This window comes from Klebsiella sp. NPDC088457 (assembly GCF_044900465.1).
GTDB lineage: Bacteria > Pseudomonadota > Gammaproteobacteria > Enterobacterales > Enterobacteriaceae > Klebsiella.
On the sequence record NZ_JBJDNH010000016.1, the window covers coordinates 19,522 to 42,089 of the forward strand.

The 22,568-nt window shown below is 57.2% G+C and carries 20 protein-coding genes; 16 read left to right on the forward strand and 4 right to left on the reverse strand.

What is annotated here, in order from left to right:
- The 9 genes from rseB to acpS form a co-directional block, all read left to right on the forward strand.
- Nucleotides 1-931, forward strand: a 931-nt coding sequence (gene rseB / locus ACI2JR_RS12120; RefSeq protein WP_462478650.1) for a sigma-E factor regulatory protein RseB, incomplete at its 5' end; no start/stop codon positions are given.
- Complete coding sequence (gene rseC, locus ACI2JR_RS12125; protein WP_132726161.1) at nucleotides 928-1,407, forward strand: SoxR-reducing system protein RseC; 480 nt, start codon at nucleotides 928-930, stop codon at nucleotides 1,405-1,407. The genes rseB and rseC, both read left to right, overlap by 4 nt.
- A gap of 186 nt (nucleotides 1,408-1,593) precedes the next feature.
- Nucleotides 1,594-3,393 (forward strand): translation elongation factor 4, encoded by a 1,800-nt coding sequence (gene lepA, locus ACI2JR_RS12130; RefSeq protein ID WP_462478651.1) that lies wholly within the window; start codon nucleotides 1,594-1,596, stop codon nucleotides 3,391-3,393.
- Between the two features lie 14 nt (nucleotides 3,394-3,407).
- Nucleotides 3,408-4,382 carry a signal peptidase I gene (gene lepB, locus ACI2JR_RS12135; protein WP_132726155.1) on the forward strand — a complete coding sequence of 325 codons (975 nt, stop codon included), beginning with the start codon at nucleotides 3,408-3,410 and terminating at the stop codon, nucleotides 4,380-4,382.
- 295 nt (nucleotides 4,383-4,677) lie between these two features.
- Nucleotides 4,678-5,358 (forward strand): ribonuclease III, encoded by a 681-nt coding sequence (rnc, locus tag ACI2JR_RS12140; protein ID WP_004866451.1) that lies wholly within the window; start codon nucleotides 4,678-4,680, stop codon nucleotides 5,356-5,358.
- The gene (gene era / locus ACI2JR_RS12145) at nucleotides 5,355-6,260 is read left to right on the forward strand and encodes a GTPase Era (protein WP_004866448.1); all 906 of its coding nucleotides are present in this window, start codon (nucleotides 5,355-5,357) and stop codon (nucleotides 6,258-6,260) included. Before rnc ends, era begins: the two co-directional genes overlap by 4 nt.
- A gap of 131 nt (nucleotides 6,261-6,391) precedes the next feature.
- A complete protein-coding gene (gene recO, locus ACI2JR_RS12150; protein ID WP_132726308.1) occupies nucleotides 6,392-7,132 on the forward strand; it encodes a DNA repair protein RecO in 741 nt (246 codons plus the stop codon).
- 8 nt (nucleotides 7,133-7,140) lie between these two features.
- Nucleotides 7,141-7,872 (forward strand): pyridoxine 5'-phosphate synthase, encoded by a 732-nt coding sequence (pdxJ, locus tag ACI2JR_RS12155; RefSeq protein ID WP_132726152.1) that lies wholly within the window; start codon nucleotides 7,141-7,143, stop codon nucleotides 7,870-7,872.
- Entirely contained in the window at nucleotides 7,872-8,252 is a 381-nt protein-coding gene (gene acpS / locus ACI2JR_RS12160; protein ID WP_132726150.1) for a holo-ACP synthase, read from the forward strand. Before pdxJ ends, acpS begins: the two co-directional genes overlap by 1 nt.
- A gap of 18 nt (nucleotides 8,253-8,270) precedes the next feature.
- Here the strand turns inward: acpS and ACI2JR_RS12165 are convergent, their stop codons facing one another.
- Together ACI2JR_RS12165 and ACI2JR_RS12170 are read right to left on the reverse strand one after the other, a co-directional pair.
- A complete protein-coding gene (locus tag ACI2JR_RS12165; RefSeq protein ID WP_004866440.1) occupies nucleotides 8,271-8,531 on the reverse strand; it encodes a YfhL family 4Fe-4S dicluster ferredoxin in 261 nt (86 codons plus the stop codon).
- A 56-nt stretch (nucleotides 8,532-8,587) separates the two neighbouring features.
- Nucleotides 8,588-9,436 carry a MurR/RpiR family transcriptional regulator gene (locus ACI2JR_RS12170; protein WP_132726144.1) on the reverse strand — a complete coding sequence of 283 codons (849 nt, stop codon included), beginning with the start codon at nucleotides 9,434-9,436 and terminating at the stop codon, nucleotides 8,588-8,590.
- A 218-nt stretch (nucleotides 9,437-9,654) separates the two neighbouring features.
- On the opposite strand from ACI2JR_RS12170, the gene yfhb reads away from it, so the two are divergent.
- Complete coding sequence (gene yfhb / locus ACI2JR_RS12175; protein WP_462478652.1) at nucleotides 9,655-10,290, forward strand: phosphatidylglycerophosphatase C; 636 nt, start codon at nucleotides 9,655-9,657, stop codon at nucleotides 10,288-10,290.
- 59 nt (nucleotides 10,291-10,349) lie between these two features.
- Entirely contained in the window at nucleotides 10,350-10,856 is a 507-nt protein-coding gene (tadA, locus tag ACI2JR_RS12180) for a tRNA adenosine(34) deaminase TadA (RefSeq protein ID WP_207896580.1), read from the forward strand.
- On the opposite strand, the gene mltF is transcribed toward tadA, so the two are convergent.
- Nucleotides 10,853-12,466, reverse strand: coding sequence for a membrane-bound lytic murein transglycosylase MltF (gene mltF, locus ACI2JR_RS12185; RefSeq protein WP_462478653.1), 1,614 nt, complete (start codon nucleotides 12,464-12,466; stop codon nucleotides 10,853-10,855). The two genes, tadA and mltF, sit on opposite strands and share 4 nt — an antisense overlap.
- Nucleotides 12,467-12,640: 174 nt before the next feature.
- On the opposite strand from mltF, the gene purL reads away from it, so the two are divergent.
- From purL to glnB, 5 genes are all read left to right on the forward strand, one after another.
- Complete coding sequence (gene purL, locus ACI2JR_RS12190) at nucleotides 12,641-16,528, forward strand: phosphoribosylformylglycinamidine synthase (protein ID WP_462478654.1); 3,888 nt, start codon at nucleotides 12,641-12,643, stop codon at nucleotides 16,526-16,528.
- A gap of 639 nt (nucleotides 16,529-17,167) precedes the next feature.
- Nucleotides 17,168-18,604: a sensor histidine kinase gene (locus tag ACI2JR_RS12195; protein ID WP_462478655.1), complete on the forward strand. Its 1,437-nt coding sequence runs from the start codon at nucleotides 17,168-17,170 to the stop codon at nucleotides 18,602-18,604.
- 17 nt (nucleotides 18,605-18,621) lie between these two features.
- Complete coding sequence (gene qseG / locus ACI2JR_RS12200) at nucleotides 18,622-19,326, forward strand: two-component system QseEF-associated lipoprotein QseG (protein ID WP_132726128.1); 705 nt, start codon at nucleotides 18,622-18,624, stop codon at nucleotides 19,324-19,326.
- Complete coding sequence (glrR, locus tag ACI2JR_RS12205) at nucleotides 19,313-20,650, forward strand: two-component system response regulator GlrR (protein WP_462478656.1); 1,338 nt, start codon at nucleotides 19,313-19,315, stop codon at nucleotides 20,648-20,650. Before qseG ends, glrR begins: the two co-directional genes overlap by 14 nt.
- A 65-nt stretch (nucleotides 20,651-20,715) precedes the next feature.
- The gene (gene glnB, locus ACI2JR_RS12210; protein WP_041146740.1) at nucleotides 20,716-21,054 is read left to right on the forward strand and encodes a nitrogen regulatory protein P-II; all 339 of its coding nucleotides are present in this window, start codon (nucleotides 20,716-20,718) and stop codon (nucleotides 21,052-21,054) included.
- A 93-nt stretch (nucleotides 21,055-21,147) separates the two neighbouring features.
- Here the strand turns inward: glnB and hmpA are convergent, their stop codons facing one another.
- Complete coding sequence (hmpA, locus tag ACI2JR_RS12215; RefSeq protein ID WP_462478657.1) at nucleotides 21,148-22,338, reverse strand: NO-inducible flavohemoprotein; 1,191 nt, start codon at nucleotides 22,336-22,338, stop codon at nucleotides 21,148-21,150.
- Between the last annotated feature and the right edge of the window lie 230 nt (nucleotides 22,339-22,568).

A 22,568-nucleotide genomic window follows, 5' to 3' on the forward strand; every position in this document is an offset into this window, starting at 1 on the left:
GGTCATGGCAGGCAGCCTGTTCTTCTCTGTCAACGCCTCGGCTGATACATCGTCCGGGGCGTTGTTGCAGCAGATGAACCTGGCCAGCCAGTCCCTTAATTATGAGCTCTCCTTCGTCAGCATCAACAAACAGGGCGTTGAGTCGCTGCGTTATCGCCACGCGCGGCTGAACAACCAACCTCTCGCTCAGCTTTTACAGCTCGATGGCCCGCGCCGGGAAGTGGTGCTGCGGGGCAATGAAATCAGCTATTTTGAACCGGGACTCGATCCGTTCACGCTGAACGGTGACTATATCGTCGATTCATTACCTTCGCTGGCTTATACCGATTTCAAACGTCTGGCTGCCTACTACGACTTTATCTCCGTAGGGCGTACCCGCATTGCCGATCGGCTGTGCGAAGTGATTCGCGTCGTGGCGCGGGACGGCACGCGCTATAGCTATATTGTCTGGCTGGATGCGGAAACCAGGCTGCCGATGCGTGTCGATCTGCTCGATCGCGATGGCGAAACCCTGGAACAGTTCCGGGTGGTCGCCTTCAGCGTCGGCGATAAAGTCAGCAGCAGCATGGAAACGCTGGCGAAGGCGAACCTGCCTCCGCAACTGTCGGTGCCGGAAGGGGGCGATAAAGCCAACTTTAACTGGGCGCCTACCTGGCTGCCGCAGGGCGCGGCCGAAGTTTCCAGTAGTCAGCGCCGCCTGCCGACATTTGACGGTCCGGTGGAATCCCGCCTGTATTCAGATGGATTGTTTAGTTTCTCTATCAACGTGAATCGCGCCACGGCCAACAGCAGCGATCAGTTGCTACGCACCGGGCGCCGTACCGTTAGCACAACGGTACGCGATAACGCCGAGATTACCGTGGTTGGCGAGCTGCCGCCACAAACGGCGAAGCGCATCTCCGACAGCATCAAGTTCAAGGCAGTACAATGATTAAAGAGTGGGCAACCGTCGTTTCCTGGCATAACGGCATGGCGCAGGTGCACTGTGACGTGAAAGCCTCCTGCAGCAGCTGTGCTTCGCGTGCCGGCTGCGGCAGTCGGGTATTGAACAAGCTGGGACCGCAAACCAGTCATACGATTAGCGTTCCCAGTGAACAACCGCTATCCGCGGGGCAGAAAGTCGAGCTGGGGATTGCCGAAAGCAGCCTGCTGGGCTCTGCCATGTTAGTGTATATGGCGCCGCTGGTGGGGCTGTTTGTCATGGCATCCCTTTTCCAGGTTTTGTTCGCCAATGACTTCGCTTCGCTATGCGGAGCGCTGCTCGGCGGCGTCGGCGGTTTTCTGGTTGCCCGCGGGCTTTCTCCAGGGCTGGCGGCTCGTCAGTCATGGCAGCCCATCATTATCAGCGTTGGTCTGCCGCCAGATTTGGTGCGCGTAGAGACACCTTCTTCAGAGCCAGGCCAGTGATTCCACTGGCCTTTATTTTTTATTTACCACTCCCGCAGGATCTCGCCATTTATGGCGGTTATGCTGGCGGTAAGAGCATTTCCTGGTTTCGCGGATGTAGTGTAGAATGCGGCGTTTTCGGATTAAAAAACGTCAGGCACAGAACAGCGGCCTCATGATACGCGTAAGGCATAATTAACTCTAAATATGAAGAATATACGTAACTTTTCAATCATCGCTCATATCGACCACGGTAAATCGACGTTGTCTGACCGTATCATCCAGATTTGCGGTGGCCTTTCCGATCGTGAAATGGAAGCCCAGGTACTGGACTCCATGGATCTTGAACGTGAGCGTGGCATCACCATTAAGGCGCAAAGCGTCACCCTGGATTATAAAGCGACCAATGGCGAAACCTATCAACTGAACTTTATCGACACCCCAGGGCACGTTGACTTCTCTTATGAGGTGTCACGTTCTCTCGCCGCCTGTGAAGGTGCGCTGCTGGTGGTCGATGCCGGTCAGGGGGTGGAAGCCCAGACCCTGGCTAACTGCTATACCGCCATGGAAATGGATCTGGAAGTGGTGCCGGTCCTCAACAAAATCGACCTGCCTGCGGCCGATCCGGAGCGCGTAGCGGAAGAAATTGAAGACATCGTTGGCATTGATGCTGCCGATGCAGTGCGCTGTTCAGCGAAAACCGGCGTGGGTGTTCCGGACGTTCTCGAACGTCTGGTGCGCGATATCCCGCCACCGGAAGGCGACGCGGATGCTCCGCTGCAGGCGCTGATCATCGACTCCTGGTTCGACAACTACCTCGGAGTCGTTTCGCTGGTGCGTATTAAAAACGGCACCATGCGTAAAGGCGACAAAATCAAGGTCATGAGCACCGGGCAGATCTATAACGCCGACCGTCTGGGCATTTTCACGCCAAAACAGGTTGACCGTAACGAGCTGAAATGCGGCGAGGTAGGCTGGCTGGTCTGCGCGATTAAAGACATTCTCGGCGCCCCGGTAGGGGATACCCTGACCACGTCCCGTAACCCGGCAGACAAAGCCCTGCCAGGCTTCAAGAAAGTGAAACCGCAGGTGTATGCCGGTCTGTTCCCGGTCAGTTCTGATGATTACGAAAGCTTCCGCGATGCGCTGGGTAAACTGAGCCTGAACGATGCTTCCCTGTTCTATGAGCCAGAAAGCTCCACGGCGCTGGGCTTCGGCTTCCGCTGCGGCTTCCTGGGTCTGCTGCACATGGAAATCATTCAGGAGCGTCTGGAGCGTGAATACGATCTGGACCTGATCACCACTGCGCCGACGGTGGTCTATGAAGTTGAAACGACGTCGAAAGATGTTATCTATGTCGATAGCCCGTCCAAGCTGCCGCCGCTGAATAATATTCAGGAACTGCGTGAGCCGATTGCGGAATGTCACATGCTGCTGCCGCAGGAGTACCTGGGTAACGTCATCACGCTGTGTATTGAGAAACGCGGCGTGCAGACCAACATGGTTTACCACGGTAAACAAGTCGCGCTGACCTATGAAATTCCGATGGCGGAAGTGGTGCTCGATTTCTTCGATCGTCTGAAGTCAACCTCCCGCGGCTATGCGTCGCTGGACTATAACTTCAAACGCTTCCAGGCCTCCAACATGGTGCGTGTGGACGTGTTGATCAACGGCGAGCGCGTCGATGCGCTGGCACTGATCACCCACAATGACAACGCGCCGTACCGTGGCCGCGAGCTGGTGGAGAAGATGAAAGAGCTGATCCCACGTCAGCAGTTCGATATTGCTATTCAGGCCGCTATCGGCAACCACATCATTGCCCGTTCCACCGTCAAACAGCTGCGTAAAAACGTACTGGCGAAATGCTACGGCGGTGACGTCAGCCGTAAGAAAAAGCTGCTGCAGAAGCAGAAAGACGGTAAAAAACGTATGAAGCAAGTGGGTAACGTTGAGCTGCCGCAGGAAGCGTTCCTCGCCATTCTGCACGTCGGTAAAGACGGAAAATAATTTAAGGAGTTGGCATGGCGAACATGTTTGCCCTGATCCTGGTGATCGCAACCCTGGTGACGGGGCTTTTATGGTGCCTGGATAAATTTATCTTCGCCCCAAAACGTCGTGAACGTCAGGCCGCTGCCCAGGCAGCGACCGGTGATAGCCTCGACAAGCAGACGCTGAAGAAAGTCGGCCCGAAACCGGGCTGGCTGGAAACGGGGGCCTCGGTGTTCCCGGTGCTGGCAATCGTGCTGGTGGTGCGCTCATTTATCTATGAGCCGTTCCAGATCCCGTCCGGTTCTATGATGCCAACGCTGCTGATCGGCGATTTTATTCTGGTGGAGAAGTTTGCCTACGGCATTAAAGATCCTATCTACCAGAAGACGCTGATCGAAACCGGCCATCCGCAGCGCGGCGATATCGTGGTCTTTAAATACCCGGAAGATCCGCGTCTGGACTATATTAAGCGCGCTGTCGGTTTGCCGGGCGATAAAATCACCTATGACCCGCTGAGCAAACAGGTCACCATCCAGCCAGGCTGCAGTTCCGGCCAGGCATGTGGTAACGCGCTGCCGGTGACTTATTCCAACGTTGAGCCGAGCGATTTCGTCCAGACTTTCTCGCGGCAGAACGGCGGCGAAGCGACCAGCGGATTCTGGCAACTGCCAAAAGGCGAAAGCAAGGATGATGGTATTCGTCTGACCGAGCGTAAAGAGACGCTGGGTGAGGTGACTCACCGCATCCTGACCGTACCGATTGCCCAGGATCAGGTCGGGATGTACTACCATCAGTCCGCTCTGCCGCTGGCAACCTGGATCGTGCCGCCGGGCCATTACTTCATGATGGGCGATAACCGCGATAACAGCGCTGACAGCCGTTACTGGGGCTTTGTGCCAGAAGCCAACCTGGTGGGTAAAGCCACGGCGATCTGGATGAGTTTCGAAAAACAGGAAGGTGAGTGGCCGACCGGCGTGCGTTTATCACGTATTGGCGGCATTCATTAATTTCCCTGCCTGATTCACGCTGCCATCGCAATATTGGCAGCGTGAATTATTTAATATTTAAATCTATTCAAACTAACGACATCCCTTGTCGTTGCGTATAGAATATCCCCCCGAAGTTTTGGTTGTCTCTCGGAAGAGTGACACTGCACACGAAACCGCGTTGGTTGATTTTACTCTGAATAATTTGGGTTGCAGGAAAGCGGCAGGTTAGCGCACAGGCAATCTGAAGGTTGGCAGGGCTGCCCAGGTCGGTTTCGTGTGCTGCATTTTTGACGCATTCATTTACTGGTAACGCATGAACCCCATCGTAATTAATCGGCTTCAACGGAAGCTGGGCTACACTTTTCATCATCAGGAGCTGTTGCAACAGGCATTAACTCATCGCAGTGCCAGCAGCAAACACAATGAGCGCCTGGAATTTTTAGGTGACTCAATTTTGAGTTTTGTGATCGCGAATGCGCTCTATCATCGTTTCCCACGGGTAGACGAAGGGGATATGAGCCGTATGCGCGCGACGTTGGTACGCGGCAACACGCTGGCGGAAATCGCCCGTGAGTTTGAGCTGGGTGAGTGTCTGCGTCTTGGGCCGGGTGAGCTGAAAAGCGGCGGTTTCCGTCGTGAGTCTATTCTGGCAGATACCGTTGAAGCTTTAATCGGCGGGGTTTTCCTCGACAGCGATATCCAGAACGTCGAGCGCCTGATTCTCACCTGGTATCAAACTCGTCTGGACGAAATCAGCCCGGGCGATAAGCAAAAAGATCCGAAGACCCGTTTGCAGGAGTATCTGCAAGGTCGCCACCTGCCGCTGCCGTCTTATCTGGTGGTGCAGGTGCGCGGTGAAGCACACGATCAGGAATTTACTATCCACTGCCAGGTCAGTGGCCTGAGTGAACCGGTGGTTGGCACAGGTTCCAGCCGTCGCAAGGCGGAGCAGGCTGCCGCCGAACAGGCGCTGAAAAAGCTGGAGCTGGAATGAGCATCGATAAAAGTTATTGCGGGTTTGTCGCCATCGTTGGCCGCCCGAACGTGGGTAAATCCACGCTGTTGAACAAGCTGCTTGGGCAGAAGATTTCGATTACTTCCCGCAAAGCGCAGACCACGCGTCACCGTATTGTCGGTATCCATACCGAAGGGCCGTATCAGGCCATTTATGTTGATACCCCCGGTCTGCATATGGAAGAAAAGCGGGCGATTAACCGCCTGATGAACAAAGCGGCAAGCAGCTCGATCGGCGACGTTGAGCTGGTGATTTTTGTGGTTGAAGGCACCCGCTGGACGGCGGATGATGAAATGGTGCTGGGCAAGCTGCGTGATGCCAGAGCTCCGGTCATCCTGGCGGTCAATAAAGTGGATAACGTGCAGGAGAAGGCCGATCTGCTGCCGCACCTGCAGTTCCTGGCAAGCCAGATGAACTTCCTCGATATCGTACCGATTTCTGCGGAAACCGGGATGAACGTGGATACTATCGCCGGGATCGTGCGTAAGCATCTGCCGGAGGCGATTCATCACTTCCCGGAAGATTACATTACCGACCGTTCGCAGCGCTTTATGGCCTCCGAAATCATCCGTGAAAAGCTGATGCGTTTCCTCGGCGCCGAACTGCCGTATTCCGTTACGGTAGAAATCGAGCGATTCCAGACCAATGAACGCGGCGGTTATGATATCAATGGCCTGATTCTGGTGGAGCGCGAAGGGCAGAAGAAGATGGTGATTGGCAACAAAGGCGCCAAAATCAAAACCATCGGTATTGAAGCCCGTAAAGACATGCAGGATATGTTCGAAGCGCCGGTTCACCTCGAACTGTGGGTGAAAGTGAAATCCGGCTGGGCCGACGACGAGCGCGCGCTGCGCAGTCTCGGTTACGTTGACGATCTCTGAGTTTGCTACCCTATGGCTTTCGAGGTGCAGGCAGGCGGCAAGACCGCGCGTCCCCGGGAGCTTATTTTAGTCAGTGACCGGGGAGAGTGGGCGCAGCCAACGCCCCGGCAAGCTGAAAGACGACGCGTATGATGGAAGGCTGGCAGCGCGCTTTCGTTCTGCATAGTCGTCCCTGGAGCGAAACCAGCCTGATGCTGGACGTCTTCACGGAAGAGTCGGGTCGCGTGCGCCTGGTAGCAAAAGGCGCCCGTTCCAGACGCTCCAACCTCAAAGGCGCACTCCAGCCTTTTACCCCCTTACTTCTCCGCTTTGGCGGTCGTGGCGAAGTCAAAACGCTACGCAGCGCCGAAGCCGTCTCGTTAGCCCTTCCGCTCAGCGGCATCACGCTTTACAGCGGCCTGTATGTCAATGAGCTGCTGTCACGTGTGCTGGAACATGAGACGCGCTTCTCTGAACTGTTTTTCGATTACCTGCATTGTCTGCAGGCGCTGGCGGGCGCAAGCGGGACGCCGGAACCGGCCCTACGTCGTTTTGAACTGGCGCTGTTGGGGCACCTGGGTTATGGCGTCGACTTTCTCCACTGTGCCGGCAGCGGCGAAGCGGTGGATGACACCATGACCTATCGCTATCGTGAAGAAAAAGGCTTTATCGCCAGCGTGGTTATTGATAACAACACCTTTACCGGGCACCATTTGAAAGCGCTGGCTAACCGTGAATTCCCGGATAGCGATGCGCTGCGTGCCGCAAAGCGCTTTACCCGTATCGCCCTGAAGCCGTATCTTGGCGGTAAACCGCTCAAGAGTCGGGAGCTGTTTCGCCAGTTTATGCCCGCACGAGCGGCGCGAGCAGATAAAACGAATAACGATCAATGAGGATTGTCATGGCTGAATTACTGTTAGGGGTCAATATTGACCATATCGCGACGCTGCGTAACGCGCGTGGCACCGCCTATCCGGATCCGGTTCAGGCGGCCTTTATCGCCGAGCAGGCCGGCGCTGATGGCATTACCGTTCATCTGCGCGAAGACCGTCGCCATATAACCGACCGTGATGTCCGCATCCTGCGCCAGACGCTCGACACCCGAATGAATCTGGAGATGGCGGTCACCGAAGAGATGCTGACCATCGCCTGCGAAACTAAACCGCATTTCTGCTGCCTGGTGCCGGAAAAACGCCAGGAAGTGACGACGGAAGGTGGCCTGGACGTCGCCGGCCAGCGCGAGAAAATGCGCGATGCCTGCACGCGTCTTGCCGATGCCGGTATTCTGGTCTCGCTGTTCATTGATGCCGATGCTGAGCAAATTAAAGCGGCGGCGGACGTCGGCGCGCCGTATATCGAAATCCATACCGGTTGCTACGCGGATGCCGAAACCGACGCCCGGCAGGCAAAAGAGCTTGAGCGTATCGCGACGGCGGCAACCTATGCCGCGAGCCTTGGTCTGAAGGTTAATGCCGGCCACGGCCTGACCTACCATAACGTGCAGGCGATCGCCCGGATCCCGGAAATGCACGAGCTGAACATTGGCCACGCGATTATTGGCCGTGCGGTGATGAGCGGCCTGAAAGAGGCGGTGGCGGAGATGAAACGGCTGATGCAGGAAGCCCGCGGGTAATGGCTATTCTGGGGCTGGGCACCGATATTGTAGAAATTACCCGTATTGAAGCGGTGATCGCCCGGAGCGGCGATCGTCTCGCCCGGCGCGTACTCAGTGACAGCGAGTGGGCGATATGGCAACAGCACCAGCAGCCGGTCCGTTTTCTGGCCAAGCGCTTTGCGGTGAAAGAGGCGGCGGCGAAAGCCCTGGGGACCGGTATCCGTAACGGATTGGCTTTTAATCAGTTTGAAGTTTACAACGATGAACTGGGGAAGCCTAAGCTACGTTTATGGGGCGAGGCTAAGAATCTGGCGGAGCGTCTGGGGGTCAGTAGCATTCACGTGACGCTGGCCGATGAGCGCCATTACGCCTGTGCGACGGTGATTGTTGAGAGTTAAAGTGCCCCGGCCGCGGTTTTAGATTTTATCCGCGTGGTGCATTAAGACAAACTTGTCCCACAGCTGCTCTTCATTTTCGACGTGTGCCGGGTCTTTCAGAATCGTATTCGGGATCGGGCACACTTTCTGGCAGGTCGGGGTCTCATAATGGCCCACGCACTCCGTGCAGCGGTCGCTGTTAATTTCGTAAATGCTATCACCCATCGAAATCGCCTCGTTCGGGCATTCCGGCTCGCACATATCGCAGTTGATACATTTTTTGGTGATTAACAGCGCCATCAGGAAATTCTCAGAAACAACACAAACAGGGCGGGCATTATACGCCCATTTTCTGCTCACACCAGTTTTTTCACCAGCGCCTCGCTGTGGCGGATCCGATCCGGCGCATGTTCCAGATCCTGCTGAACCAGCGCCATAAACAGCAGATCGGTAAGCATCATCTGCGCGCTGGTGGAGGAGATCGCGGCGCTGCGGGTCGCTTGCTCTTCGGCAATAGTATACAGACACTGCGTGGCCTGCTGTTGCAGGGCGTTGGGGGTGAAACCGGTGATCGCCAGGATCCGGCAGCCGACGCGTAGCGCTTCCCCGGCGGCCATGTTGATTTCACGGCGTTCGCCGGAATAAGAAATTGCCAGCAGCAGATCGTCAGACGACATCGCCTGCACGGTGGCGAGCAGGGCATGCATATCCTGTTCAGAGACGGCGTTAATCCCGATTTTCATCAGCTTCCAGCTGAAATTGCGCGCCACCAGGCCCGACGCGCCGATGCCGGTAACGATCACCCGTCGGGCGTTGCGCAGGAGGGCAACGGCTTCAAGCAGCTTCTCTTCGCTGTTGACATCCAGCGAGGCGTGCATCGCCGCCACGTTATCCTTTATCAGCTTCTCGCCGACCAGGCGCAGCGGATCGTCGCCGCGGATCTGGTTATGCACCGGGACCGACTGCGGATCGGGCGCGCTGGCCAGCGCTTCGCTTAATGCCAGCTTCAGCGCCGGGAACCCTTTAAATCCCATCTTCTGCGCGAATTTCACGACGCTGGACTGGCTGACGCCAGCCTCACCCGCCAGCTGCTGTGAACTGAGGTGGCGGGTCTGGTCCGGCTGGGCCAGAATAAAGTCTGCCAGCTTCTTATCGCTTGCCGCCAGCGACGGGTAACGCTGGCGAATGCGGATTAAACAGTTCATCGGTTTTCCTCAGGACAACTTTCGCCCTCTGCTGAAAGAATATTGTATTCGATTATAAGAGGATTACTGCGAATTAAAAATTCTACCGGCGAGATTTATTGGCGGCAGCGAACGACCTAAACCCAGGCTTAACGTCGGCGGATGTTTTTAATATTCCTGGCGCAAGACTGTTAAGCTATCGGCACCAGATTCGATTACCGGTAAAAAAGAGGTCAGGTTTGAATAGCAGCATACGGCGAGTGGTCTTTTTTGATCTCGATGGGACTTTGCACCAGCAGGATATGTTCGGCAGTTTCTTACGCTATGTCCTGCGTCATCAGCCGCTGAACCTGCTGCTGGCGATCCCGTTACTGCCGCTGATTCTGGCGGGGCTATTATTGCACGGCCGGGCGGCGCGCTGGCCGATGAGCCTGCTGCTGTGGGCGGCGACGTTCGGGCACCGCGAGGCCACGCTCAAGCGCCTTGAGGCCGATTTTGTCAGCTGGTTTCGCCAGCATGTGACGGCCTTTCCGGTGGTGCAGGCCCGGCTCACGGACTATCTGACCAGCAGCGACGCCGACGTCTGGCTGATTACCGGGTCACCGCAATCGCTGGTTGAACAGGTCTATTTTGATACCGCCTGGCTGCCGCGGGTGAATGTGATCGCCAGCCGGATGGAGCGCCGCTGCGGCGGCTGGGGCCTGACGTTACGCTGCCTTGGCCATGAGAAAGTCGCCCAGCTGGAGCAAAAAATCGGCGCGCCGCTACAGCTGTACAGCGGCTATAGCGACAGCGAGCAGGATAATCCGCTGCTCTGTTTTTGCCAGCACCGCTGGCGGGTCACGCTGCAGGGCGATCTTCACCAGTTAGAATAGTGTGTCCTGGCGATCGGCCATGTATAATGCGCCCCGCTTTTTCCGCAGGAGTACCCGCTTTGTCTGACCATGAACTGAACGATGAATACTGGATGCGTCACGCGTTGACGCTGGCGAAACGCGCCTGGGAAGAGGGCGAAGTGCCGGTGGGCGCCGTGCTGGTGCACAACAACCAGGTTATCGGCGAAGGTTGGAACCGTCCTATCGGGCGGCATGACCCAACGGCGCATGCCGAGATCATGGCGCTGCGTCAGGGGGGGCTGGTGCTGCAAAACTACCGTCTGATCGACGCGACGCTGTATGTCACCCTCGAACCGTGCGTGATGTGCGCTGGCGCGATGGTCCATAGCCGGATTTCACGGCTGGTATTTGGCGCCCGGGACGCAAAAACCGGCGCGGCCGGTTCGCTGATCGATGTCCTGCACCATCCCGGGATGAACCATCGGGTGGCGATCAGCGAAGGTATCCTGGCGGCGTCGTGCTCAGGTATGCTCAGTGATTTTTTTCGCTGGCGGCGCGAAGAGAAAAAGGCGCAGAAAAAGATGCGTCAGGGCGGGGAGGCCTAGTGCCCCAGTCCCGGGATTTTGAATCTGGCGTTGTCGACTAAGGTTTCCGCGCGAAACTGGAAAAAGGGCGCCGGGCGTTCTTCTTTATCGAGTTCTTCCGGCATCACCGCCGGATAGTCGCCGGCAATCGCCAGCCGCTGCTCATCCTTTTTCTCTTTCTCGGACAGATAGCCCACCAGGCTGATGTGGTATTTGCGGATATTCTCGACGTAAGCATAGGCCTCATGACCGCGGGCGTAGCCATATTTCAGCCTGCTGTAATAAGGCTTCTGGCTTAATAGCGGCAGGCGCTGCTTGACGTCCGCCCAGCTGTCGGGGTTGCCCTTCTGTTTTTTCGTCAGGGTGATTGCGTCAAGGATATGGGCGTAACCCATATTGTAAGCCGCCAGCGCAAACCAGATGCGTTCATCTTTGGGCACCGAGTCTGGTATCTTGCTCATCATATCCTGCAGGTAGCGCATGCCGCCGCTGAGGCTTTGCTCGGCATCGGTCCGGTCGGTCAATCCCAGACTCTGAGCGGTGTTTCTGGTGAGCATCATCATCCCGCGGACCCCGGTCGGCGAGGTCGCCTGCGGATCCCAGTGTGATTCCTGCCATGAAATCGCTGCCAGCAGGCGCCAGTCGATCTGCCGGGCGTATTTCTCAAACATCGGCTGCAGGTCCGGCAGGACGTTTTCGACGGCACGCAGGAAAGTCCGCGTATCGACATAATCGAAATCGTTGCCGTGACCGAGGTACTTTTCTTCCAGTCGCGCCAGCGTGCCGTCCTCATTCATCGTGTTGAAGAAATCAAGCATCGCCGCGGACAGCGAATTGTCCTCGCTCCTGGCGCTAAACCAGGTGACCGGCTGCTCATCGCTGATATCCAGCGCTACCGCCAGCTCCGGATGCACACGCTGGAACAGACTCACCGCCACCGAGTCGGCAATGGTGTAATCCAGCTCGCCATCAATCACCGCCTGCATCAGCGCCGTTGTCCCGCGTTTCTCATCAACGCGCCAGTCGAGGTCCGGATATTTATTGCTTTTCAGGGCCTGCAGGTCATTTATCGCCACATGACCCGGGGCGATCAGCAGCTGTTGTGCCGTGAGGTTGGCGAGGCTACGCGGCCGCAGGCCGCCAACCCGGTAGACCAGCTGCTGCGATACCGAATAGTAGCTCGGCCCGGGCTGATAGTTTTTCACCCGCTCTGAGTTGTAGACCAACCCGGCGGCCAGCATATCGGCGTCGCCGTCATTGAGGTCGTCAAATAGCTGGCTGATATTCTGCCGGACGGTCACTTTCAGCTTCACCCCGAGGTAGTCGGCAAACTGTTTTGCCAGTTCGTAATCCAGCCCGTAGGTGTTGTCATTGATGCTCGCAAAGGTTAGCGGCGAATTGATGGTACTGATGCGCAGCTCGCCGCGCGCCATTATCCCCGCCACCCGGTTCTCGGGTTTGCCGGACCACGGGATCGACGGCCACAGGGCGGCCGCCAGCAACAGGGTCACAATGCCGATGAGCAGATAATTAATCTTTAATTTTTTCAGAGAGTTAATCTTCTGCAGCTCTGTGTTCCTCAGCAGGCTATGAGCGGAAAAGTAAAAAGACAGTCGATGAATGAGCGGCATTTTGCTTAAGAATGCGCCAGTTGGCAACTTATTCGCGAGGCAGGTCACATTAAATGATAAAGCCAGGGAATGATTTTATTTCCACGCAAACGGTTTCGTCGCGGCGCAGGATTCACTATAATGGCGCCCGTTTCCCCCCTGGCTCATATTGAAAGCTGCGAAGACGAGAGACTTATGATGGAAATTTTGCGTGGTTCACCTGCACTGTCGGCATTTCGTATTAACAAACTGCTGGCACGTTTCCAGGCGGCCAACCTGCCGGTTAGCACACTATATGCAGAGTATGTTCATTTTGCCGATCTGAACGCGCCGCTCAGCGCTGACGAACGTGAGAGGCTGGTGCGACTGCTCAAGTATGGCCCCAATTTAAACAGCCATACCCCAACCGGTAAATTACTGCTCGTCACCCCCCGCCCTGGCACCATCTCCCCCTGGTCTTCTAAAGCTACCGATATCGCGCATAACTGCGGCCTCGCACAGGTGGTGCGCCTGGAGCGCGGCGTAGCGTACTACGTTGAAGCAGGTACCCTGAGCGAAGAGCAATGGGCCGTGGTCGCGAGCGAACTCCACGACCGGATGATGGAAAGCGTATTTGCTACCCTGGAAGAGGGCGAGAAGCTGTTCGCTCAGCATCAACCGACGCCGGTAACCAGCGTCGATCTGCTGAGTCAGGGCCGTCAGGCGCTGATAGACGCTAACCTCCGTCTGGGGCTGGCGCTGGCGGATGACGAAATCGACTATCTGCAGGACGCATTTAAAAAGCTCGGCCGCAATCCGAACGACATTGAGCTGTATATGTTTGCCCAGGCGAACTCTGAGCACTGCCGTCACAAAATTTTTAACGCCGATTGGGTCATCGATGGCGAACAGCAGCCGAAGTCGCTGTTTAAGATGATCAAAAACACTTTCGAAAAGACGCCGGATTACGTCCTGTCCGCCTATAAAGATAACGCCGCGGTGATGGAAGGCTCCCGGGTGGGGCGCTTCTTTGCCGATCGTGAACAAGGGCGTTATGACTACCACCAGGAAGCGGCGCACATCCTGATGAAAGTGGAAACCCACAACCACCCGACGGCCATTTCTCCGTGGCCGGGCGCGGCGACCGGTTCCGGCGGCGAGATCCGCGATGAAGGCGCAACCGGCCGTGGGGCGAAACCGAAGGCGGGGCTGGTTGGTTTCTCGGTCTCTAACCTGCGTATCCCGGGCTTTGAACAGCCGTGGGAAGAGGATTTCGGCAAACCGGATCGTATCGTTACCGCTCTGGATATTATGACCGAAGGCCCGCTGGGGGGCGCTGCGTTTAACAACGAATTTGGTCGTCCGGCGCTGAACGGCTACTTCCGTACCTATGAAGAAAAAGTCACCAGCCACAACGGCGAAGAGCTGCGCGGGTACCACAAACCGATCATGCTGGCGGGCGGCATCGGCAACATCCGCGGCGAGCACGTGCAGAAAGGCGAGATCAGCGTTGGAGCGAAGCTGATTGTCCTTGGCGGCCCGGCGATGAATATCGGCCTGGGCGGCGGGGCGGCCTCCTCTATGGCCTCCGGTCAGTCTGACGCCGATCTCGATTTTGCCTCGGTCCAGCGCGACAACCCGGAAATGGAACGTCGCTGCCAGGAGGTGATCGACCGCTGCTGGCAGCTGGGCGATGAGAACCCGATTCTGTTTATCCACGACGTCGGCGCCGGCGGCCTGTCCAACGCCATGCCGGAGCTGGTCAGCGACGGCGGCCGCGGCGGCAAGTTCCAGCTGCGCGATATCCTGAGCGATGAGCCGGGGATGAGCCCGCTGGAAATCTGGTGTAACGAATCGCAGGAACGCTATGTGCTGGCGGTGGCGCCAGAACAGCTGCCGCTGTTTGATGAGCTGTGTCGTCGCGAGCGTGCGCCGTACGCGGTGATCGGTGAAGCCACTGAAGCGCTGCATCTGAGCATGAGCGATGCCCATTTCAACGACCAGCCGATCGATCTGCCGCTGGATGTGCTGCTGGGTAAAACGCCGAAAATGACCCGTGACGTGCAGACCCTGAAAGTTAAAGGCGAAGCGCTGGACCGGCAGGAGATCACGCTTGCGGATGCTGTCAATCGCGTCCTGCATTTACCGGCCGTGGCGGAGAAAACCTTCCTCGTCACCATTGGCGACCGCACCGTGACCGGGATGGTGGCGCGCGATCAGATGGTGGGCCCATGGCAGATCCCGGTGGCGAACTGCGCGGTGACTACCGCCAGCCTCGACAGCTACTACGGCGAAGCGATGGCGATAGGTGAACGTGCGCCGGTCGCCCTGCTGGACTTTGCCGCTTCCGCCCGCCTGGCGGTCGGCGAAGCGCTGACCAACGTGGCGGCAACGCAAATTGGCGCTTTAAATCGCGTGAAGCTCTCCGCTAACTGGATGGCGGCTGCCGGTCACCCGGGTGAAGATGCCGGTCTGTATGAAGCGGTGAAAGCGGTGGGTGAGGAGCTGTGTCCGGCCCTGGGGCTGACCATTCCGGTGGGTAAAGATTCGATGTCGATGAAAACCCGCTGGCAGGAAGGCAGCGAGCAGCGCGAGATGACTTCCCCGCTGTCGCTGGTGATTTCCGCTTTTGCTCGCGTGGAAGATGTGCGTCGCACCGTGACTCCGCAGCTCTCCACCGAAGATAACGCCCTGTTGCTGATTGATCTGGGTAAAGGTCGTAACGCGCTTGGCGCTACCGCCCTGGCGCAGGTCTACCGCCAGCTGGGCGATGCCCCGGCTGACGTGCGCGATGTGGCGCAGCTGAAGGGCTTCTGGGATGCGATGCAGGCCCTGGTGGCAGAACGTCAGCTGCTGGCTTACCACGACCGTTCCGACGGTGGTTTGCTGGTGACGCTGGCCGAGATGGCCTTTACCGGTCACTGCGGCCTGACGGCAGATATCGCCGCGCTGGGCGACGATCGTCTGGCGGCGCTGTTTAACGAAGAGCTGGGGGCGGTCATTCAGGTTCGGGCGGCGGATCGCGAGGCGGTCGAAGCGCTGCTGGCCTCGCACGGTCTGGCGGATTGCGTTCATTATCTGGGCCAGGCGACCGCAGGCGACCGTTTTGTTATCACCGCCGATGGCCATCCGCTATTCAGTGAAAGCCGCACTACGCTGCGCGTCTGGTGGGCAGAAACTACCTGGCAGATGCAGCGTCTGCGCGATAACCCGGAGTGTGCCGACAGCGAACACGATGCGAAAAGCCGCGATAACGATCCGGGCCTCAACGTTAAGCTCTCTTTCGACATCAACGACGATATTGCCGCGCCGTATATCGCCACCGGCGCCCGTCCGAAGGTGGCGGTGCTGCGTGAGCAGGGCGTTAACTCGCATGTCGAAATGGCGGCCGCTTTCCACCGCGCGGGCTTTGATGCCATCGACGTACACATGAGCGACCTGCTGGCGGGCCGCACCGGACTGGCCGATTTCCAGGCGCTGGTGGCCTGCGGCGGCTTCTCGTATGGCGACGTGTTAGGCGCCGGCGAAGGCTGGGCGAAATCCATTCTGTTCAACGAGCGCGTGCGTGATGAGTTTGCCACCTTCTTCCACCGTCCGCAGACTCTGGCGCTGGGCGTGTGTAATGGTTGCCAGATGATGTCCAACCTGCGTGAGCTCATCCCGGGAAGCGACCTGTGGCCGCGCTTTGTGCGTAACTATTCCGACCGCTTTGAAGCGCGCTTCAGCCTGGTCGAAGTGACGCAAAGCCCGTCTCTGCTGCTGCAGGGCATGGCCGGCTCGATGATGCCGATTGCCGTTTCCCACGGCGAAGGGCAGGTGGAAGTGCGTGACGGCGCGCATCTGGCGCAGCTGGAGAGTAAAGGTCTGGTGGCGCTGCGCTTTGTCGATAACTTCGGTAAGGTGACGGAAAGCTATCCGGCTAACCCGAACGGTTCCGCGAACGGGATCACCGCCGTGACCAGCGAAAGCGGTCGTGCGACGATTATGATGCCGCACCCGGAGCGCGTATTCCGCACCGTGGCGAACTCCTGGCACCCGGAGAACTGGGGAGAGGATAGCCCCTGGATGCGTATCTTCCGCAACGCGCGTAAGCAGCTGGGCTAACCCAGATTACAGGCCTCTCTGATGAAGGAGAGGTCTTCTGCGCGTTACCCGGCACCATTAAGCCTTCTGCTCCGGCAGAGGGCTTTTTTGTTTGTGACGGCGGTCGCCTGAAGGTGTCGGGATTCGCCGACAAACCCAGGAGAAGGGTGTCGCCAGATGGAGACATTTAAGTCATTGATTTTAAATAGAGCTGTGGATCGGGCATTTATGTGTTGCTAAAGAGCGACAGTGTGGGTGAAAAGCAACCATGCCGGATAATGAAGACTAATGCTATAAAATCATTATATTTCATTGTGTTAATAAAATGTTTTGTGATGTGGCATAGTTCATGCATAATAATAGTCAGTGGCTCATTCACCTTCTTATGTCAGCCCCTTCGGGACGCGCTACATAAACTTCGAATGACGCACAACAAGGTGCCTGCCGTCCAACTCCTGATAATAGCTCTGCTTTATCAGCCATCGGGCGAAACGTCGAGTTAGGCACCGCCTTATTCCAGAACAAAGCCAGGCTTTTTGCCTGGCTTTGTTTTATCCGCGAGATTTGTCGTCTTCGCGCGGCAGATCGGCTGATTGTCTCTGTTACTCTGCGGCGTCCTCAGTTAGCATCGTCATTAAGCTAATGATTGAGACCCTATCCTTGAAGCGTATCTCTCTTTTTCCCCGTTCGCTGCGCCAGCTGGTCACATTATCCTTTGTACTGATTCTGCTACCGCTGCTGGTGCTGGCCTGGCAAGCCTGGCAGAGCCTGAATGCGCTCAGCGCCCAGGCCGCGCATATCAATCGCACGACGCTGGTCGACGCCCGACGCAGCGAGGCGATGGTTAACGCCTCGCTGGAAATGGAGCGAAGCTACCGGCAGTACTGCGTGCTGGACGATCCGACGCTGGCGAAGGTTTACCAGAATCAGCGCAAACGCTACAGCGAAATGCTGGAAGCCCATGCCGGGGTGCTGCCGGACGAAAAAATCTGGCAGGCGCTGAGGCAGGAACTGAGCGATTTAGCGCAGATCCGCTGTCAAAACAGCAGTCCTGATGCGACATCGGGGGCCAGCCTTGAAGCTTTTGCCGCCGCGAACAGCGAGATGGTGCAGGCCACCCGCACGGTAGTCTATTCCCGCGGACAGCAGCTGCAGCAGGAAATTGCCGAGCGCGGGCAGTTCTTCGGCTGGCAGGCGCTGGTGCTGTTTTTGCTCAGTCTGGCGCTGGTGCTGCTATTCACCCGGATGATTATCGGCCCGGTAAAGGGGATCGAGAAGATGATTAACCGGCTGGGGCAAGGGAAGTCGCTGGATAACGCGGCGCTGTTCACCGGCCCGCGTGAACTTCGCTCGGTCGGCGAGCGTATTATCTGGCTCAGCGAACGCCTGGCCTGGCTGGAATCGCAGCGCCATCAGTTTTTGCGCCATCTTTCCCACGAGCTTAAAACGCCGCTCGCCAGTATGCGCGAAGGTACGGAGCTGCTGGCCGATTGCGTCGCCGGACCGTTAACCGCCGGGCAGCGGGAGATTGTCGAGATTCTCGATAGCAGTAGCCGCAATCTACAAAAACTGATTGAGCAACTGCTCGATTATAACCGCAAGCAGGCGGATGGCCCGGTTCCTCGTGAGACGGTCGATATCGCTGAACTGGTCGAAAACGTGGTGGCGGCTCACAGTTTGCCCGCACGCGCTAAAATGATGCATACCGATATTCAGCTGGCCGAAGGCAGCTGCCTGGCGGAACCGGCGCTATTGATCAGCGTGATGGATAATCTCTATTCCAATGCGGTGCACTATGGGGCTGAATCCGGTAACATTCGTATTCATAGCTACCGGCACGGCGAGCAGGTCCGCATCGAGGTGATTAACCGCGGCGAGCCAATACCGCCTGCGGAAAAAAAGATGATTTTTGAGCCTTTTTATCAGGGAAGCCATCAGCGTAAAGGGGCAGTAAAAGGAAGCGGCCTGGGTCTAAGTATTGCCCGGGACTGCGTTCGACAAATGCAGGGAGAATTAAGCCTGGAAGATGATGAGCCCGGGTTTATCTGTTTCCGCATAACGCTACCCGCCGCTGAGCCGGGAAAAACCAACACATGAATCAATAATGGGTGAATATGTCCCACTTTTTCGTAGTGGTTCGTGCTTTCAAAGGATGGCTGTTGTCCGGTATGTCGTGTCTGGCGCTGGCGGGCTGTTCCGCCGCTTTTTCGCCGCACAGCGCAAATGACAAAGCACAACCTGAACTGCCGCAGCATCAGGTTGCGGATTTTCTCTCCGTCGACTGTAGCGATATCTGGTCGCTGGAAAGTGAAGCCAGCGATAAAAATCCGCTGTACTGGCTGCGCGGGATTGATTGCGCGGATCGTCTGGCGCCGGTGCAGGCGCGCGCGGAGGCCAAACTGCACGGCGGCGACAGCTGGCAGGATGCGTTTAAACGCGGCATTTTGCTGGCAGACGCCAGGATTACCCCGGACGAGCGCCGCGATCTGGTTTCACGCCTGGATTCCTTCAGCCCGCAAATCGCCGTGCAGGTCCGCCCGCTGTATCAGCTGTGGCGTGAAGGTCAAAACCGCCAGCTTCAGCTGGTGGAGGAACGTTCCCGCTATGCGAAGTTACAGCAGTCCAGCGACGTCGAACGCGAAACGTTGCGCCAGCAGGAAGAGCAACTGCGCAGCCAGCTGGAGCTGACGACCCGCAAGCTGGAAAACCTGACCGATATTGAACGCCAGCTTTCCAGCCGTAAACCGGGGGGCAATTTTAATAGCGATGGCGGTCACGGCGGCGATAAAGTTCCAGAGGTGATTCATGACGATCCGTAAATCTGCGCATCTGCTGCTGGTGGATGACGATCCCGGCCTGTTAAAACTGCTGGGCATGCGTCTGACCAGCGAAGGTTATAGCGTCGTCACCGCTGAAAGCGGCCCGGAGGCGCTGCGTCTCCTTGGGCGTGATAAAGTTGATCTGGTGGTCAGCGATTTACGGATGGATGAAATGGACGGCCTGCAGCTGTTCAGCGAAATCCAGAAGGTGCAGCCGGGAATGCCGGTGATCATTCTGACCGCTCACGGCTCCATTCCTGATGCGGTCGCCGCCACCCAGCAGGGGGTGTTTAGCTTTCTGACCAAACCGGTGGACAAAGACGCGCTGTATAAAGCCATTGATGATGCGCTGGAACATAGCGCGCCGACGACCGATGAGCGCTGGCGGCAGGCGATTGTGACCCGCAATCCGCTGATGCAGCGCCTGCTGGAACAGGCCGGGATGGTGGCGCAGTCGGATGTCAGCGTGCTGATCAACGGCCAGAGCGGTACCGGCAAAGAGATCGTCGCCCAGGCGATTCACAACGCCAGCCCCCGCCATGACAAACCTTTTATCGCCATCAACTGTGGCGCGCTGCCGGAGCAACTGCTGGAGTCCGAACTCTTTGGCCATGCCCGCGGGGCGTTTACCGGTGCGGTCAGTAATCGGGAAGGGTTGTTCCAGGCTGCTGAGGGAGGGACGCTGTTCCTTGACGAGATCGGCGATATGCCGCTGGCGTTGCAGGTGAAACTGCTGCGGGTTTTGCAGGAGCGTAAGGTCCGTCCGTTGGGCAGTAACCGTGATATCGATATCGATGTCCGCATTATCTCGGCAACCCATCGCGATCTGCCGAAAGCGATGGCCCGCGGCGAGTTTCGTGAAGATCTGTTCTACCGCCTCAACGTGGTGAACCTGAAGATCCCGCCGTTGACCGAGCGGGCTGAGGATATTCCGCTGCTGGCTAACCACCTGCTGCGCCAGTCCGCCGATCGGCATAAGCCGTTTGTCCGGGCGTTTTCAACCGATGCGCTGAAACGGCTGATGGCCGCCAAATGGCCCGGGAACGTGCGCCAGCTGGTGAACGTGATTGAGCAGTGCGTGGCGCTGACCTCCTCGGCGGTGATCAGCGATGCGCTGGTTGAACAGGCGCTGGAAGGGGAAAATACCGCGCTGCCGACCTTCGTCGAAGCGCGTAATCAGTTTGAGCTCAACTATCTGCGCAAGCTGCTGCAAATTACCAAAGGTAATGTGACGCATGCGGCGCGGATGGCCGGGCGCAACCGGACTGAATTCTATAAGTTGCTGTCGCGCCATGAGCTCGACGCCAACGACTTTAAAGAGTAGCTCCGCAGCATGACGCAAGTTATGATACGGTAAGCAACCGGTTACGCGATAAAGACAGGAACACCATGAAAAAGATTGATGCGATTATTAAACCTTTCAAACTGGATGACGTGCGTGAAGCGCTGGCGGAAGTCGGTATCACCGGGATGACGGTAACGGAAGTGAAGGGCTTTGGCCGTCAGAAAGGCCATACCGAGCTGTACCGCGGCGCGGAATACATGGTGGATTTTCTGCCGAAAGTGAAAATCGAAATTGTAGTGACTGACGATATCGTCGATACCTGCGTCGATACCATTATCCGTACGGCGCAGACCGGCAAAATCGGTGATGGTAAAATCTTCGTCTTCGACGTGGCGCGCGTTATTCGTATCCGCACCGGTGAAGAGGACGACGAGGCGATTTAAGCCGCAGCGTCAACGCCCCGTTCTCCGGCCAGCGTCGTGCGGCCGGGGATTCGCCCGGATGACGATATGATGCGTCGCATCCGGGTTATTTCATCACAGCACCTTATGCGGGCCGAAGCATTCGTAATGGATATGGTCGGTGCTGATGCCCTGCGCCACCAGCTGTTGCGCCGCATGTTGCATAAAGGCCACCGGGCCGCAGAGATAAAACCGCATCTGCGGGTCACGCAGCGTGTCGGCCAGCGCCGATAAATCCATCAGACCTTCGCTATTGAACCGTTCTGCCTGGCGGTCTGCTGCCGTCGGCGTGCGATACCAGACGTGGGAAGCAAATTTCGGCAGGCTGGCGCCGAGCGTGGCGACTTCATCGGCAAAGGCGTGAACATCGCCATTCTCCGCCGCGTGGAACCAGTTTACCTGGGCCGGATGCTGCGCTTTTGCCAGCGTGTCCAGCATTGCCAGCATCGGCGTCTGGCCAACGCCGCCGGAAAGCAGCGTAACCGGCGTTTCTGGCTCGACCGCGAGGAAGAAATCACCCGCCGGCGCCGCCAGATGCACAATATCGCCTTCACGCGATGTATTGTGCAGCCAGCTGGACACCTGGCCGCCGTTTTCGCGTTTCACCGCGATGCGGTAACCTTTGCCGTCCGGCTTACGGGTCAGTGAATACTGACGAATCTCCTGATACTCAAATCCTTCCGGCTTCAGCCAGATAGCCAGATACTGGCCCGGCTGGTAATCCGCCACCGCTTGGCCGTCTACCGGCTCCATGTCAAAACTGGTAATCAGCGCGCTGCGCGGAGTTTTCCGGACGATACGGAACGCGCGGGTACCTTCCCAGCCGCCGGTCTTGCTGGCGTTATCGCGGTAGATCTCAGACTCACGGTTGATAAAGACGTTCGCCAGCACGCCGTAGGCTTTGCCCCATGCGTCGAGGACTTCCTGGCCCGGGCTGAACATTTCGTCGAGGGTCGCCAGCAGATGGCCGCCGACGATGTTGTACTGTTCCGGCTGGATCTGGAAGCTGGTGTGCTTCTGGGCGATTTTCTCCACCGCCGGCAGCAGGGCCGGCAGATTCTCGATATTGCTGGCGTAGGCGGCAATGGCGTTAAACAGTGCTTCGCGCTGGTCGCCGTTACGCTGGTTACTCATGTTGAAGATCTCTTTGAGCTCCGGGTTATGCGTAAACATGCGATCGTAAAAATGGGCAGTCAGCTTCGGACCGGTTTCAACAAGCAGGGGAATAGTGGCTTTGACCGTAGCGATGGTTTGAGCGTCGAGCATAGCAGCTTCCTTTAGCATTATCTTAATGATGTATTTTATATGCATCTTATAAAAATAACCCTGCACTGTAAATGGTTCTTTAACGCTTTTCCCGCAGACGGTAACAACATGAATAATTTGCATCACAAACCTGAAAAGAAATCCGTTGATAATCGCTGATGCGTTATTGCTCAAAGCCTTGTGTCATGCGGAGCCAATCGTTTGCGTAAAATCCTTTGTCAAGACCTGTT